Annotated in this window: 17 protein-coding genes and 1 riboswitch; all 17 genes read left to right on the plus strand. The window is 39.8% G+C overall.

The features are described 5' to 3' along the window. The first annotated feature begins 8 nt into the window (after positions 1-8). The 17 genes from fabF to HMPREF0634_RS03640 all read left to right on the plus strand — a co-directional run bounded on the left by fabF (position 9) and on the right by HMPREF0634_RS03640 (position 16334). On the plus strand, positions 9-1244 hold the full coding sequence (fabF, locus tag HMPREF0634_RS03565) for a beta-ketoacyl-ACP synthase II (RefSeq protein ID WP_007788978.1): 1236 nt from the start codon (positions 9-11) through the stop codon (positions 1242-1244). An 8-nt stretch (positions 1245-1252) separates the two neighbouring features. Next, complete coding sequence (gene fabZ, locus HMPREF0634_RS03570; RefSeq protein ID WP_007789116.1) at positions 1253-1678, plus strand: 3-hydroxyacyl-ACP dehydratase FabZ; 426 nt, start codon at positions 1253-1255, stop codon at positions 1676-1678. Between the two features lie 160 nt (positions 1679-1838). After that, positions 1839-1936, plus strand: a riboswitch (purine riboswitch). Positions 1937-2015: 79 nt separating this feature from the next. Beyond that, entirely contained in the window at positions 2016-3353 is a 1338-nt protein-coding gene (locus tag HMPREF0634_RS03575) for a nucleobase:cation symporter-2 family protein (RefSeq protein ID WP_007789011.1), read from the plus strand. Positions 3354-3427: 74 nt separating this feature from the next. Next, complete coding sequence (locus HMPREF0634_RS03580; RefSeq protein ID WP_007789072.1) at positions 3428-3997, plus strand: xanthine phosphoribosyltransferase; 570 nt, start codon at positions 3428-3430, stop codon at positions 3995-3997. 34 nt (positions 3998-4031) lie between these two features. Continuing rightward, positions 4032-4910, plus strand: coding sequence for a diacylglycerol/lipid kinase family protein (locus HMPREF0634_RS03585; RefSeq protein ID WP_007789058.1), 879 nt, complete (start codon positions 4032-4034; stop codon positions 4908-4910). Between the two features lie 259 nt (positions 4911-5169). After that, the gene (locus HMPREF0634_RS03590; protein ID WP_007789112.1) at positions 5170-5556 is read left to right on the plus strand and encodes a GntR family transcriptional regulator; all 387 of its coding nucleotides are present in this window, start codon (positions 5170-5172) and stop codon (positions 5554-5556) included. A gap of 79 nt (positions 5557-5635) precedes the next feature. Further along, the gene (locus HMPREF0634_RS03595; RefSeq protein ID WP_050786345.1) at positions 5636-7066 is read left to right on the plus strand and encodes a PH domain-containing protein; all 1431 of its coding nucleotides are present in this window, start codon (positions 5636-5638) and stop codon (positions 7064-7066) included. 152 nt (positions 7067-7218) lie between these two features. Further along, positions 7219-7965, plus strand: coding sequence for an alkaline shock response membrane anchor protein AmaP (gene amaP / locus HMPREF0634_RS03600; protein ID WP_040565704.1), 747 nt, complete (start codon positions 7219-7221; stop codon positions 7963-7965). Positions 7966-7977: 12 nt separating this feature from the next. Continuing rightward, the gene (locus HMPREF0634_RS09345; RefSeq protein ID WP_050786346.1) at positions 7978-8472 is read left to right on the plus strand and encodes a DUF2273 domain-containing protein; all 495 of its coding nucleotides are present in this window, start codon (positions 7978-7980) and stop codon (positions 8470-8472) included. A gap of 71 nt (positions 8473-8543) precedes the next feature. Then, positions 8544-8927: an Asp23/Gls24 family envelope stress response protein gene (locus HMPREF0634_RS03610; RefSeq protein WP_007789065.1), complete on the plus strand. Its 384-nt coding sequence runs from the start codon at positions 8544-8546 to the stop codon at positions 8925-8927. Positions 8928-9094: 167 nt separating this feature from the next. Next, entirely contained in the window at positions 9095-9970 is an 876-nt protein-coding gene (locus HMPREF0634_RS03615) for a DNA-3-methyladenine glycosylase family protein (protein ID WP_007789041.1), read from the plus strand. Between the two features lie 123 nt (positions 9971-10093). After that, positions 10094-11575: a cardiolipin synthase gene (cls, locus tag HMPREF0634_RS03620; protein ID WP_007789068.1), complete on the plus strand. Its 1482-nt coding sequence runs from the start codon at positions 10094-10096 to the stop codon at positions 11573-11575. A gap of 82 nt (positions 11576-11657) precedes the next feature. Beyond that, entirely contained in the window at positions 11658-11939 is a 282-nt protein-coding gene (locus HMPREF0634_RS03625) for a co-chaperone GroES (RefSeq protein ID WP_007789003.1), read from the plus strand. A gap of 112 nt (positions 11940-12051) precedes the next feature. After that, positions 12052-13674 (plus strand): chaperonin GroEL, encoded by a 1623-nt coding sequence (gene groL, locus HMPREF0634_RS03630; protein WP_007789053.1) that lies wholly within the window; start codon positions 12052-12054, stop codon positions 13672-13674. Positions 13675-13928: 254 nt separating this feature from the next. Then, entirely contained in the window at positions 13929-15464 is a 1536-nt protein-coding gene (gene guaA / locus HMPREF0634_RS03635) for a glutamine-hydrolyzing GMP synthase (protein ID WP_007789015.1), read from the plus strand. Positions 15465-15558: 94 nt separating this feature from the next. Continuing rightward, a complete protein-coding gene (locus tag HMPREF0634_RS10045; RefSeq protein ID WP_276324346.1) occupies positions 15559-15690 on the plus strand; it encodes a hypothetical protein in 132 nt (43 codons plus the stop codon). 68 nt (positions 15691-15758) lie between these two features. After that, positions 15759-16334 (plus strand): uracil-DNA glycosylase family protein, encoded by a 576-nt coding sequence (locus tag HMPREF0634_RS03640; RefSeq protein ID WP_007788953.1) that lies wholly within the window; start codon positions 15759-15761, stop codon positions 16332-16334. The last annotated feature ends 75 nt before the right edge of the window (positions 16335-16409 follow it).

Here is a 16409-nt window from a genome sequence, read left to right on the forward strand (position 1 = left end):
AGTTTTTTATGAGTAGAAGGGTAGTTATTACAGGGGCTGGTGTAGTCAGCGCCCTAGGAAATTCTGTAGATACCTTTATAGAAAATATAAAAGACGGAAAAAACGGGATTAGTCTCATTGAAGGAATAGATGTAGGCCAGAATAAGGTAAAGCTGGCAGCAGAGGTTAAGGACTTTGATCCCAAGGACTTTGATATAGATGGCCACAAGAAAAAGGACAAGTTTGTCCAGTATGCCATGGCTGCAGCTAAGCAGGCCTATGAGTCTAGTGGTTTTGAAATAAATGATGAAAACAGGTTCAGGACAGGAGTGGTTATAGGTAGTGGAATTGGTGGTCTAGTGACTATACAGGATACCTATGCCAAGTACCTGGAAAAGGGACCTAGGAAGGTATCTTCCCACTTTATACCAAAGGCCATAATAAATATGGCATCTGCCCATGTATCAATAAAGCTTGGTACCAGGGGTGTGTGTACATCCAGCGTAACGGCGTGTGCAACAGCAACAGACTCTATAGGAAGTGCCTTTAGGTTGATAAAGGATGGCTACCAGGATGCAATATTTGCAGGTGGCTGTGAAGCATCTATTTGTGAGCTAGGAGTGTCAGGCTTTGAGGCCATGTCAGCCCTAACTGTTTCCCAGGATGTAAATAGGGCCTCTATACCTTTTGACAAGGAGAGGTCAGGCTTTGTAATGGGTGAGGGTGCAGGAGTTCTTCTACTAGAATCCCTAGAATCAGCCCTGGCTAGAAAGGCCAATATAATATGTGAAATAGTTGGTTATGGCCAGACTAGTGATGCCTACCATATTACAGCCCCAGATCCAGAGGGTGAAGGAGCCAAGATGTCTATGCTATTGGCCCTTGAAGAGGCTGATGTAGAGCCTGAAAAGCTTGCCTATATAAATGCCCATGGAACTAGTACACCTATGAATGATGCCATAGAAACCAAGGCTATAAAGAAGGCCTTTGGTGACCATGCCAAGAACCTTTGCGTTTCTTCTACTAAGTCTATGACAGGTCATATGCTAGGGGCAGCAGGGGCAATTGAAGCACTTGTATGTGCCTATGCAGTCAGGGATGGATTTGTTCCCCAGACCCTTAACTACAAGGTGGCTGATGAGGAATGTGACCTAGACTATGTAGGAGGTGCTACCAGGTACCAGGAGGTCCCATATGCCATATCAAACTCACTAGGTTTTGGTGGACATAACTCAAGCCTCCTATTTAAAAAGTATAGCGAGTAGGTGGAAATATGTTGAATATAGAAGAAATAAAGGAAATAATACCACATAGGTACCCATTTTTGTTGATAGACAGGGTAGAGGAGATGGAAGTAGGCAAGAGCGTTCATGCCATAAAGTGTATCACGGCATCAGAACCCTGGTTTACCGGACACTTCCCAGAACACAATGTAATGCCGGGTGTCTTGCTTGTAGAGGCCATGGCCCAAGCAGGAGCAGTTTCCATCCTATCTATGGAAGAAAACAAGGGCAAGCTGGCCTTTTTCTCAGGTATCAAGAATGCCAAGTTTAGGAGAGAGGTAGTACCTGGAGACAGGCTGGATATACATGTGGAAATAACTAAGATGAGAAGAAATTTTGGAAGTGGGGCAGGTAAGATCTACTGTGGTCAGGACCTGTGCGTAGAAGCAGAAATCAGCTTCTTTATAGAAAAGTAATCCCATTGAATAATTTATCAATTTATGAGACAACATCTGTAAGATACTTATAGTTATAGATGTTGTCTTTATTTTATAAATTACAAATAAAATTTCCCACCATAATGAATAATATTTCTCCAAGGTGGTGACAATCTTCGTCTTTTTCGATATAATAGTTAATTATAAAAACATAGATACTCATATAAGCCTCTAATATGGTGAGGTGTTTCTACCTATAGCCCTAAACTATAGTCTATGAGTTGGAATTGGAAGACTTCTGACTCAATATCTTTTGAGTAGGGGTCTGTTTTTATTTTATGAAATTATCAAATTTATTAGTATTTTAGGAGGAAAAATGAAAGAAATGAATGTGAACATGGACCAGGCAAGCCAGTCCACTAAGAGGGATGAACTCAAGTATTCGATAGAGTCAGTGCCACCAATGGGTGTATCTATACTACTGGCCCTACAGCATATACTAGCAGCCTTTGCAGGTATAATAGCCGTACCCCTTGTTGTTTGTGCAGCCTTGAAGCTAAGTGTTGAGCAAACTACCCTAATGGTAGGGGCTACTATCTTTGCATCTGGTATCACAACAATACTACAGTCAAAGGGTCTAGGACCTATAGGTTCAAGGGTTTCAGGTATGATGGGTACCGATTTTACCTTTGTAAATCCATCTATCAGTGTTGGTGCCAAGTTTGGTATAGCTGGTATAATAACGGCTACAATCACGGGTTCCTTTGTGGAAATAATCTTGAGTAGGTTTATCAAGCCACTTATGAAGTTTTTCCCACCACTGATTACAGGTACGGTTGTATCCCTGATAGGTATTACCCTATTGCCGGTTAGTATAGACTGGGCAGCAGGTGGTGTAGGTGCCGCCGACTACGGGTCTATAAAAAATATATCTGTTGCCTTTGTGATTATGTTATTTACTTTGTTTTTAAACCACTTTGGCAGGGGTATGTTATCAACAGCAGCAGTATTTATAGGTATGGTCTTTGGTTATATAGTATGTATACCAATGGGTATGGTTGACCTGACATCTGTAGCAAATGCAGACTGGATAGCAATACCAAATATTTTACGTTATGGCTTCCATTTTGATATGGCTTCTACCCTTTCATTTGTACCAGCCTATGTGGTTTCTACTATAGGTACAGTCGGTATAATGATGGCGATTGGTGAAGCTTCCCATGAAAAAATATCTAGTGACAGGGCAGCTGCCGGTGTCCTATGTGATGGTGTGGGTTCAATGATATCAGGCCTATTTGGGGCAGGTCCAAATACAGCATTTTCACAAAATGTAGGCCTAATCACCCTTACTAAGGTTGCAAGTAGACACGTAATGATAATTGCTGGTATAATATTAACCATACTAGGTGTATTTCCAAAGTTGAGCGCCCTAATTGCTGTAATGCCATCACCAGTATTGGGTGGTGTTGGCGTAATTATGTTTGGCCTGGTTGCAGCCCAGGGTATAAAGACCCTAGCTTCAATTGACTTGGGAGACCGTGAATTATTGATAATATCTGTTGCCTTTGCCCTAGGTATAGGTGTAACAGTAAAGCCTGAAATATTACAGGGTCTGCCAAATGCCCTAAAGATGATCCTATCATCTGGTATTTCAACAGGTACTCTGGCAGCCTTGATACTAAATATTGTCTTGGTTGACAGGAGGAAAAAGTAAGTCCTTAAAGGACAGGATATATAGGTCCTAGAGGGACAGAAATAAGGTGTGTCCTAAGGGACAGGAGGAATATAATGAAACTATTAGAAGATATGATATTAAAAAGGGGCAGGGTCCTTGATGGCAATATATTGAAGGTTGATAACTTCTTAAACCACCAGATAGATGCAGACCTCTTTATGGAAATGGGCAAGGACTATTATGAGCATTTTAAGGACAAGGGCATTACCAGGATACTTACACTGGAGGTGTCAGGTATAGCGATAGCCTTTGCTGCAGCTACATACTTCAAGGTTCCCCTGGTTTTTGCTAAAAAATCAGCCTCTCTTACCTTGTCAGAAGATGCCTATACTAGTAAGGTAGTGTCCTATACAAAGAAGAAGGAATACGATATAAAGGTCGATAGGAACTTCTTGTCACCAGGTGACAAGGTCTTGATAATAGATGACTTCCTGGCTACGGGTCAGGCTCTGAAGGGACTTGTTTCCTTATGTGACCAGGCAGGAGCAGAGGTGGCAGGAATTGGTATAGCCATAGAAAAAACTTTCCAGGATGGTGGAAAGTTATTCAGGGACCAGGGTTATGATGTATATAGCCAGGCCATGATCAAGGCTTTTGAAAATAATTCAGTTATTTTTGAGTAAATTTTGCAATTATATATAAGGAAATGAGGTTATTATGAAAAAAGCTTTGCTGATTATAAATCCGACATCAGGTGGAGAAAAGGCCTTGACTTACAAGGGAAAACTTGAAAGAAAAGCAGGTCAATATTTTGACCATGTTGAAACTAAAATAACTAAGAAAGCCAAGGATGCCACTGAATTTGCAAGGCAGGCATCAGAAGAAGGATATGAGGCCGTATTTGCCTTTGGTGGTGATGGCACAGTAAATGAAGTTATATCAGGACTTGCTGAAAGGGACTATATTCCTAAACTGGCTATTATTCCAGGAGGCACAGGCAATTTGATAACTAAATTCCTTGGAATCAGCCAGGATATTGATAAGGCAATAGAAGAAATAGACTTTGATTCAACCAATAAAATTGATATTGGAAAATGTAATGATAAGTTTTTCGGATATGTTTTTAGTATAGGATCTATACCCGAAGCTATTCACAATGTAGAGATAGAGGAAAAAACAAAGTATGGATTTTTAGCCTATGCGGTTAGAAGTGTCAAGTCTGTGATAAATGATGAAACCTTTAAGATTCATATAAAGACTGAAAATGGTCAGTATGATGGCGATGCTAGTCACGTGATTGTTTTGCTATCGAATTTTATAGGGGATAGAAAAATATTTGAACAGAATAGGGTAGGTTATGCCAATATTCTAATTTTGAAAGAGGCATCTATTATTTCCAAGGTATCCCTAATTCCTGACCTGTTAAAGGGTGAATTGGTTGAGAATAATAAAATTGAATATCTTCAAGCAAAAGAGATAAGTATATCTTCTGACATCCCTCTGGGAACAGATATAGATGGAGATGAATGCGACAAGCTGCCGGTAGATATTAAGATTTTACCAGAACATATTGAGGTCTATTCACCACAGAATTAATATATGGTCAAGAAGATAAAATAAGGATGGAGAATAGGGCGCTATATTTATGACTATAAGGTCATAGGTATGGCGTTTTTTTGTAAGGAGATTATAAGTAGACCTAAAAAGAAGCTGGAAAGATAGTAAAAGGGGTTTGAATTATAGTATAGTTTGTATTATAATGAATAATACAAACTAAGTATTATATATTGTAATACAAATTAGACTTATATAATAATACAACAGTAACTTGTAATTTGGGATAGGAGGAACTTATATGATTATTTCTTTAGATACATCATCCAGTATTCCTATTTATGTCCAGCTAAGAAACCAGATAGTCCTGGGCATAGGTAGGGGTGAATTGAAGCCAGGTGAAAGCCTGCCAACTGTTAGGCAGATGGCCAAGGATGCTGGCATCAACACCATGACTGTCAACAAGACCTACCAGATCTTGAAGACAGAGGGCTTTATAGAGATAGACAGGAGGTCTGGTGCCTTTGTATCTAAAAGCCAAAGAATGGATAAGGATTTTGAGGAAAAGCTGGAGTCAGACTTGACCCTATTGATGGCCGAGGCTAGTGTCAAGGGTATGGACAAGGAAGATTTTTTGAAGCTGTGTGAGAGGGTATTTGCAGGTCTTGAGCCCTGCCAAGAGCTTTAAGTAACTCTTGGGATTTGCCAAGAAATTTAGATTATTATAGGTATTTTCTAAGAACTTTAGATAATAAGGAGTGTTGAATATGAATATATTGTTATTAGTGGTAATTGGAATTTCTAATCTTATCATCTGCCTGGTATTTTGGATGGTCCTAGGTAAGATTTTGGAATATAAAAATGGTATGGTTTTAGGTATGCATGTAGACCGTGACAAGCTGGAGAACCCAGACCTGGTAGCCCTGCTTGAAAAATACAAGAAGAGGTTGAATATTTTTAAGCTGGTTTTGATTGTGGGTTCTTTTCTTACCCTGGCAATAATCTGGCTTGATGTTAGTTTATTCATTGTACTATATATGACCTGGCTTGTCTTTATAATAGGCTACTACCAGTATATTTCCGTATTTTGCATGAGGGATATGTACAGGCTAAAGGAGGACAGGGGCTGGTTGACAAAGGGCTCTAGCCTGGTAAAGGTAGATACCAGGGTATCTAGCATGGTTGATAAAATTAAAATACATCCACTTGTCCACCTACCTTTTATGCTTGTATATACACATTTGTTGATAGATGGCCTAATAGGGGGAAAGATATTTAAGGCTGTGGCCAAGGGTATGGTCCCTGCTGACTACCAGGACTTTAGGTTCATTGGTCTGATAATTTTAGCCATTGGGCTAGTCATGTCCTTATCCTTCCTTTTTACCCATATAATTTACGGGGATAGAAAAAACCAGGTATACTGCGAGGACAGCAAAATTAACTACATGGCCAACAGGGTAGACAAGCTATACTGGTCCAGGGCCTGCCTGATAGGGGATATAATGGTATTCTTGACAAATACCTATATACTTTATAGGTTGTCTAAAAATGCCTGGTTGTATGAGATAGACTTTGGCATTTACATAGGAGGCCTGGTTATATCAAGTATAGTTGTGGCCTTTGTAGCCAAGATAGTCAATACCAAGAAGGATGACATACTTAGCCAGGCTAAAAATATTGAATATATGGATGATGACTATTACTGGAGAAAGGGCTGGTACTCCAACCCAAACGACAAAAGAATTTTTGTACCTAGCAGGTTAAACACAATGAACCAGGAATTTAATATGGCCAAGAAGTCAGCCATAGTAATAAACATAGTTCTCCTATTGGTAATCCTGGGAACTTTTGCGATATGCCTGGTTCCTATTGATAAGAATGTAATAGTAAAGGCTAACAATAATCAGATAAGTGTGAAGTCAGGTATGTATAAGACTGAATTTAAGAGGTCAGATATCCTAGACCTGGACCTGGTTGATGATTTGGAAGATGACTCCTATATAAGGACCAACGGAATAAGTATGGGAGAAATTGGTATAGGAAGGTTTAGGGGGAAGAAGTCTGGAAGGCTAGATCTCTATATCAACAGTGCCAAGAGGCCACTTGTGAGGGTTAAACTCAAAAATAAGCTGGTCTATATCAGTGGTGATAAGAATAAAAAGGCAGAAAAAATATATAAGTTAATAAGTGGAAAATAAGGGGAAAATCTTATTTAAGTTTAGGGAAATGTATTAATTGTAAATATATTTCCCTATATTATCTTAAATATCTTTTTTTTATGCCCTTTATGTGCTAAACTAGAATTGTGAACTTATATGTAAATATTGATATAATATTTAGGAGAAATGATATGTCTACTTTTAGAAAAATAATAAATTTAATATACTTCTTGATCCTAGTATGTCTACTAGTAGTCCTGTACTCCATGGCCTTTGATTTAGAGTTTATGAAGACTCTTGTAGATGCCGTCAGGGATAATGCTGGCTACACTATGCTTGTAAATATAGGCCTAGTCCTAGTACTAGGAGTGACATGCCTAAGGGCAGTATATACCTTGTTTAAAAAGTCATATGATAGTTATATAGACCTGTTTGAAGATGAGGGCAGTATCAGAATATCTGACAAGTCTATAGAAAGGACTATCAGACACGCTGCAGGCCAGATTGAAGAAATAGACCAGGTGGATATAAGCGTCAAGGCCAGAAACAAGAATGATGGAAATCCAGATGTGAAAATAAATATAAAGTGTGGACTTGACTATGCAAAATATATGCAGGCAAGCTACTTTACAGAAGAAAGGCTTGTTGATGACCAGGTAGACTTAGATGCTAGCCAGGTAGGTAGCCATGATACAGATCTTGCACCAGTGGTTGATAATGCTAGCCAGGACCAGGCTATAGGTATGACAGGCCTAACTAATATGATTCAAGAAGAACTACACAAGGCAGTTGAAAATTTTATCGGCCAGAGGGTAGATCAAATAAATATTAAATTCTACGATGTAGAAAAAAAGAAGAAGGACAACAAGCCTAAGAAGGCTCCTAAGAAATCCAATACTGGATCTGAGATTAGGGGCAAGGTTAAAAGGGTTAAGTAAGGGGGTGCCGAAATGATAGATGAAAATTACCACATAGAAGATATAGACGATATATTTGATAGTCAGAATGAACCTGTCAAGGAGGCAGCTGCTAAGACTGAGCCTGTAAAAGCCAGGATAATATTTGAAGACAGCACTTCTAACCAGGTAAAAAAGGAAGAGCCTGAAAATGCTTATTCTCAAGCCTATGAAGAGGGTGACTATGGCCAGGAAGGGTCAGAAAAACCAAGTGGTGAAAAGAGAAAGCCACTAATTGACAATGTCAAGAAAAAAACTCTTACAGAAAAGCTAGAGGGAATCCTACTAGCAGCCTACAAGGACAAACCAAATACAGTTGTAGCTACCATAGTTGGAATTATAATAGCGATTTTATTTTTATGGATTGGTTTCTTAAAGACACTTGTAATATGTCTGGTAGTATTTGTAGCAAATATAATCGGTCAGTTATTTGACCAGAACCCATTTGTTGTAGGTGTTTTTGAGACCATAGTTAGGAAATTCAAGTAGCTATAGGGTAAAAGTTATTTAGGTACTTATACGGTATAGGAGTGCAAAAAGTTTAATAGAGAGGTGTAAAGATGGAATACAAGGATAATAATACAGAAATCCAGCACAATAGCAAGTTGGTATTTGAAGAACAGGTAATAGCCAAGATAGTTGCCATGGCTATAAAGGGCCAGGAGGGTATCACTACTGTCAAGAGTAACAGTGCCTTTTCAGGTATAGTAGGCAGGGGAAATGAAAGCAGTGGTATAAATGTTGAAGTTGGTGAAACTGAAGTTGCAGTTGACCTGAGATTGTGGTTAGAATTTGGCAAGAATGCCAGGGATATCTACACGAAGCTTAAGGAAATAATTGAAGAACAGGTAATGAGCATGACAGGCCTAAAGGTTGTAGAGGTCAATGCAAAAATTGAAGACGTCTTAAGCCCAGATGAATTTAGAGATAGGCTTAATGGCTAGTAGCAAAATAGGGCAGTTGTACTAATGTATGGCTGCTTTTTAAATAAATCGATATATTTAGGATAAAAGCTTTATAGTCGACAAAGCTTAGGCTTGGAGTATGTTGATATATGATTTGGAATAAAGTGAAAGTAGCTTTGGAATAAATCTTAGGAGAGAGGGATAAGATGCAGATAAGAGAAGTTGAAAATGGGATTATATTAGAGGGTATAGAGGACTTTGAACCCGCCCATGTATTTGACTGTGGCCAATGCTTTAGGTGGATAAGGCAGGAAGACGGGTCATATACGGGGGTTGCCATGAATAGGGTTATCAATATCAATAAGGAGGGTGATTCTATCCATATAGACAACACCAACCTGGAAGACTTTGAAAATATATGGTATGAATACTTTGACCTTGCTAGGGACTATGGGGCCCTAAAGAAGGACCTGGCCAAGCATGATGAAAACCTGAAAAAGGCAGTAGAATTTGGGCCTGGTATCAGGATCCTAAAGCAGGATGGTTGGGAGATGCTGATTTCCTTTATAATATCCTCTAACAACAGGATACCTATGATACAGAGGGCCATCAACAATATATCGGAAAGGTATGGCCACAAAATAGGAACTTATAGGGGCAAGGACTATTACGCCTTTCCTAGCCCAGAGGAATTGTCCAGGGCAAGCATAGAAGACCTTAGAGACTGTAAGACCGGCTTTAGGGACAAGTATATCTACCACACTACAAGGGCTGTCTTAGATGAAAAGATTGACCTTAAGGCCTTTGTGGATATGGACCAGGATACCTGCCACAAGGAGCTTATGAAGTTCAAGGGTGTAGGGGCCAAGGTGGCCGACTGTATAGCCCTATTTGGCATGAGAAAGTACCAGTCCTTCCCGGTAGATGTCTGGGTAAAGAGGGTAATGCAGGAATTTTACGGGGCAGAGGACATGAGCCTGCCTAAGATGAGGAAGTTTGGTATGGACCTCTTTGGTGATGATGCAGGTTTTGCCCAGCAGTACCTATTTTACTATGTGAGGGAACTGGAAATAGGTAAGTAGGCCTATTATATCATGTGAAGCTACTAGGTATAAGAAAGTAGGCCATATTACTAGGAAAGACAAGTAGAAATAGGTAAGTAGGCCTATTTTAGAAAAAGATGTTTATATAGGTAGGAGGATGCGATGATATTAAAAGTTATAGCTTTAATAATTTTATTGTCCTATCTAATTGGGATAATAATTTCAATGGAGATACTTTTGGATAATAGGGACCCATCAAAGACCCTCTTGTGGCTCTTGATGTTTATGATTTTTCCAGGAGTAGGTATAGTATTTTATGTATTTTCTGGTAGGAATATCAGAAAACAAAAACTATTCAAGGCCAAGGCCCAGTCTAGTAAGCTGAGTCACAGGCAGCTACTATACAGTATGGAAGCCCTAAAGAATATAGTTAAAAACCAGCAGAAGATGTTGGAAGACGGGGTTCTGATGGGGGATGATGTCAGCCCTATCAAGGAGAGGGTAGTCAGGCTTCTTTTTAAGATAGGCCAGTTTCCATATACTACCAACAATGAACTGGAAATATATAAGGATGGACACGAGAAGTTTGCTAGCCTAATCAGGGATATGAAGGAAGCCAAGGACCATATCCACCTGGAGTACTTTATAGTCAAGGACAGCCAGATAGCCAGGGAAATACAGGCCATCCTCATAGAAAAGGCAAAAAGTGGGGTTGAGGTCAGGCTCTTGTATGACGACTTTGCCTGCTGGAGACTCAAGATAAGAGGGGCCTTCCTAAAAGAACTAAAAGAGGCCGGGGTCAAGTGTGCAGCCTTCCTGCCGACCAAGTTTCCAATTTTTGGTGGCCAGCTAAACTACAGGAACCACAGGAAGATTGCAGTGATTGACGGTAAGATAAGCTATACGGGTGGCCTCAATATAGGCGACGAATATATGGGCAAGTTCAAGAAGTTTGGTTACTGGAGGGACAGCCATATCAGGATAAGGGGGATAGCAACCCACATGCTCCAACTCATCTTTATAATTGACTGGTATCTGACGACCAAGGAGCTATTAAATGATGAAAAGTATATGCCTAAGATGGAAATTATAGGAGATACGGCCATCCAGGTAGTTGGTACAGGACCTGACAGCAAGTGGGAAGACATCCATTATGCCTTTTTTGCAGCCATCAGCCAGGCCAAGAAGAGGGTATATATCGAGACCCCATACTTTATACCGGATGAGAGCCTCCTAAAGGCCATAAAGACAGCGGCCCTAAGTGGTGTAGACGTCAGGATTATCTTCCCCCAGAAGATAGACCACTACCTGGTAAATGTGGCATCCTACTCCTACCTTGAAGAGATAATGAAGGCAGGTGGCAAGGTCTACCTATACCAGAAGGGCTTTATCCATTCCAAGGTATTCTTGGTAGATGATGACCTGGCATCTATAGGGTCTTCCAACATGGATTTAAGGAGTTTCATGCTCAACTTTGAGGTCAATGCCTTTATCTATGACAGGGACTATGTAAACAAGATTGCGGACCAGTTTTATGCTGACCAGGAAGATTCCATCCAACTTTTGGAGGAAGACTATAGGCTCAGAAATATGTGGGTGAGGCTAGCAGAGTCAATATCAAGGCTCTTCTCACCACTACTTTAACTTAAGCTTTTTTTAAGAATAAAGATATATACTATTAGCAGTCGTATATAACGAGTGCTAAATAAATGCGGAGGTGTTTAATATGAGAATAAAACCATTAGGAGATAGGGTTGTTTTAAAGAGGGTAGAAGCCGAGGAAAAGACAGCCAGTGGAATAATTTTGACGGGTGCTGCCAAGGAAAAACCCCAGTTTGCAGAAGTTGTAGCTGTAGGCTCAGGTATAGTTGACGGTAAGGAAATAGAGATGGAAGTAGAAGTAGGCGACAAGGTAATCTACAACAAGTTCGCCGGAACAGAAGTAAAGATAGACAAGGATGAATTTATAGTCCTAAAGATAGAGGATATAGTAGGTATATTGGTATAGTATCTATTTTGAAATATAGAATTAGATAAAAAAGCTTAAAAAATAAAAAAAGATATAAAAAATATACAGGATATATCCTAAAGATAGATACTTATTTGGAAGGAGTTTTAAAATGGCAAAGGAAATTAAGTTTGCAAAAGATGCAAGGGCCTCTTTGGAAGCAGGTGTAAACAAGCTAGCAGACACTGTTAAGGTTACACTAGGACCAAAGGGTAGGAATGTAATACTAGACAAGAAGTTTGGGGCACCACTGATCACAAATGACGGTGTGACAATAGCCAAGGAAATAGAACTAGAAGACAAGTTTGAAAATATGGGAGCCCAGTTAGTCAAGGAAGTAGCAACAAAGACTAATGATGTAGCAGGTGACGGTACTACTACAGCTACAGTCCTAGCCCAGGCAATTATCAGGGAAGGCCTAAAGAATGTAACGGCAGGCTCAAACCCTATCCTGCTTAGGAAGGGTATAAAAAAGGCCGTAGATATTGCAGTAGAAGAATTAAAGCACAACTCTAAGGAGATAAATACAGAAGAAGAAATAGCCCAGGTAGGAGCTATCTCAGCCGGTGATGAAGAAGTAGGTAAGCTGATAGCAGAAGCCATGAAGACAGTTGGCAAGGATGGGGTAATAACTATTGAAGAGTCAAAGTCAATGGTTACAGAATTGGAATCAGTAGAGGGTATGCAGTTTGACAGGGGCTTTGTATCTGCCTATATGGTAAACGACGTAGAAAAGATGGAAGCAGTCCTAGAAAACCCATACATCCTTATTACAGACAAGAAAATTTCAAATATCCAGGAAATACTACCATTGCTTGAAGAACTAGTCCAGCATGGTGGCAAGTTACTTATCATAGCAGAAGACCTAGAGGGTGAAGCCCTATCTACCCTAGTAGTCAACAAGTTAAGGGGTACATTTGATGTAGTAGCAGTCAAGGCCCCAGCCTTTGGTGACAGGAGAAAGGCCATGCTAGAAGACCTGGCTATCCTGACTGGTGGTAGGTTCGTATCCACAGAACTAGGCTTTGACCTAAAGGATGTCCAGTTAGAAATGCTAGGAAGGGCCCAGACAGTAAAGGTAAACAAGGAAACTACAACTATAGTTGGTGGAGTAGGATCAAAAGAAGATATAAGCCACAGGATTAACCAGATAAAGATGCAGATGGCAGACTCTACATCAGACTTTGATAGGGAAAAATTGGCAGAGAGATTGGCCAAACTATCAGGTGGAGTAGCCGTTGTCAAGGTGGGAGCAGCTACAGAAGTAGAGATGAAGGAAAGGAAGCTAAGGATAGAGGATGCCCTAAATGCAACTAAGGCAGCTGTTCAGGAAGGTATAGTAGCAGGTGGTGGTACAGCCTTTGTAAGCGTAATACCAGCAGTTGATAAATTAGTAGCAACACTAGATGGGGAAGAAAAGCTAGGTGCACAGATAATCAGAAGGGCCCTAGAAGAACCACTAAGACAGATAGCGATTAATGCAGGCCTAGAAGGATCTGTAATCATACAGAATGTAATAAACTCAGATTCTCAGATAGGCTTTGATGCCCTAAACGAAGACTATGTGAACATGATAGAGGCCGGTATAGTAGACCCGACTAAGGTGAGCAGGTCAGCCCTACAGAATGCCTCATCAATAGCAAGTGTGTTCTTGACTACAGAAGCAGCCATAGCAGACCTACCAGGTGACGATGATATGCCGGGAATGCCAGGTGGAATGCCGGGAATGATGTAGTCTAAGACAGGTATATAACAGGATAAGACAAGCAAATGGAGGTGCGTATCCAGACCACAAGTAGGCGGATATGTGACCTCCATTTTTATCTTCATACAGGGGTGATAATTAATGAAATTATGCTGATATAGACCCCTAATTTATGGTATAATAATTATTATAAGAAAATTAAAACGAAAAAATATTTCAATAGGACTTAGATTGTTCGTATATTTATTTGATAAATCTAGTGCCGGAATAAGAAGGGAGAAAATATGAAACACGAGATAGTTCTTGTAATTGATTTTGGAGGTCAGTACAACCAGCTAATTGCTAGAAGAGTAAGGGAAAACAACGTATATTGTGAAATCCTACCATACACAACTAGCATTGAAAAGATAGAGGAAAAAAATCCCAAGGGTATAATATTCACAGGAGGTCCTAACAGTGCCTACCTAGAAGATTCACCAAAGATTTCAAGAGAAATATTTGAAATAGGTGTACCAATTCTTGGTATATGCTACGGTGACCAGCTGATGGCCCACCTACTAGGCGGTAAGGTTCAGAAGGGTGACAACCAGACTAGAGAATACGGAAAGACAGTAATAGAATACGGTCAGTCACCAATATTTAAAGGAATATCAAGCAACCAGGTATGGATGAGCCATACAGACTATATACTAGAAGTGCCAGAGGGATTTGATGTAGTAGCAACTACAAAGAACTGTCCAGTGGCAGCTATGCACAATGTAGACAAGAAGCTATACGGTGTACAGTTCCATCCAGAAGTTGAGCATTCAATCGAAGGTGACAAGATCCTTACAAACTTCCTATACAAGATTTGTCAGGTAAGTGGAGACTGGACTACTAGCTCATTTATAGATGACAAGGTAGCAGAAATAAAGGCTAAGGTAGGCGACAAGAAGGCCCTATGTGCCCTAAGTGGTGGTGTAGACTCATCAGTAGCAGCAGCCTTGATGCATAGGGCTATAGGCGATAATTTGACTTGCGTATTCGTTGACCACGGTCTACTTAGAAAGAACGAGGGTGACGACGTTGAGAGAATCTTTAGGCAGAAATTTGGCATGAACCTAATCAGGGTAAATGCAGAAGACAGGTTCCTAGGCAAGCTGGCAGGAGTAACAGAGCCAGAAGCAAAGAGAAAGATTATAGGTGAAGAATTCATCAGGGTATTTGAGGCAGAATCTCAGAAGCTTGGTAAGATGGACTTCTTGGTACAGGGAACAATCTATCCAGACATAGTAGAATCTGGTAACGGTGAATCTGCAACAATCAAGTCTCACCACAATGTTGGTGGCTTGCCAGAAGATGTAGATTTTCAGGAAATAATAGAACCTCTAAGAGAGCTATTCAAGGACGAGGTTAGAAAGATAGGTCTAGAATTAGGCATAGAAGAAAACCTGATATTTAGACACCCATTCCCAGGACCAGGACTTGGTATCAGGGTAATCGGAGAAGTAACTAAGGAAAAGTGCGATATCCTAAGAGAGGCTGATGCTGTATATATGGACGAGCTAAGAAAGGCTGGTCTATACAAGGAAATATGGCAGGCCTTCGCTACACTACCAGACGTAATGACTGTAGGCGTAATGGGTGACGAAAGAACATATGCCCACCTAGTTGGATTGAGGGCTGTTGCGTCAAGTGACGGTATGACGTCTGATTGGTACAAGATTCCTTATGATGTGTTGGAGAGGATCTCTAATAGGATTATCAATGAGGTAGAAGGGGTTAATAGGGTTGTGTATGATATAACTAGTAAGCCTCCTGGTACTATTGAGTGGGAGTAGTTAAGTCACTATCTAAAGCCATTGATTTTACTGATTATTCTAAGGTTTCAAGTGGTTAGCTGAAGATGAAAGCCGTGAGGCAAGAATTGCTATCATGGATTCTGATATCGATGTTATCAGCTCAATTTACTCAATGGAAGAAGATATAATGTCAACATTCTACTTTGAGACTGGTACAGTAATACTTTACTCAGCAAAGGGCGAGAACAAGGTTATAGAGCTATAAGCTACATATTATTTAAGCCTCACTATTTAATGGTGAGATATTTGTTTTTTAGTATCGGAGGTTATATTATGTCGCTAAAAGGTATAATAAAGCAAATTGAACTAGACAAAAGAAATACCGAATATACAAATAAGAACATACCACCAATACTTCAAGTAGATAAGGAAGCTAGGATTCTAATCGTAGGTCAGGCACCTGGAAAAAAGGTGGAGGAATCACTTATTCCATTTAATGATAAATCTGGAGAAACCCTTATTTCTTGGATGGGTATAGATAAAGATACGTTTTATTCTAAAGAAATTGCAATAGTTCCAATGGATTTTTACTATCCTGGCAAGGCTAAAACAGGTGATTTGCCACCTAGAAAATTTATTGCTCAGGAATACCATGGACCTATACTTAAGGAACTAAACAACATTGAACTTACAATTCTTATCGGTAAATATTCTATGGATTACTATCTCAAGGGTAGGACAAAGAAGAATCTTACAGAAACAGTCAGGTGCTTTGATGAGTATTTACCTAAGTATTTTCCAATCGTTCATCCAAGTCCCTTGAATTTTAGATGGCAGGCAAAGAATCCTTGGTTTGTTCAAGATGTTGTTCCAGTGCTAAAGAAAACTGTAAAGAAAATATTAAAATAGATTAAAAGGATAGTATAAATTATCGGGTTGGTTAGAAAAATCCATCTCTAAACTATCGGGTTGGTGACTATGAAT

It is taken from the genome of Peptostreptococcus stomatis DSM 17678, assembly GCF_000147675.1.
Taxonomy (GTDB): Bacteria; Bacillota; Clostridia; order Peptostreptococcales; family Peptostreptococcaceae; genus Peptostreptococcus; species Peptostreptococcus stomatis.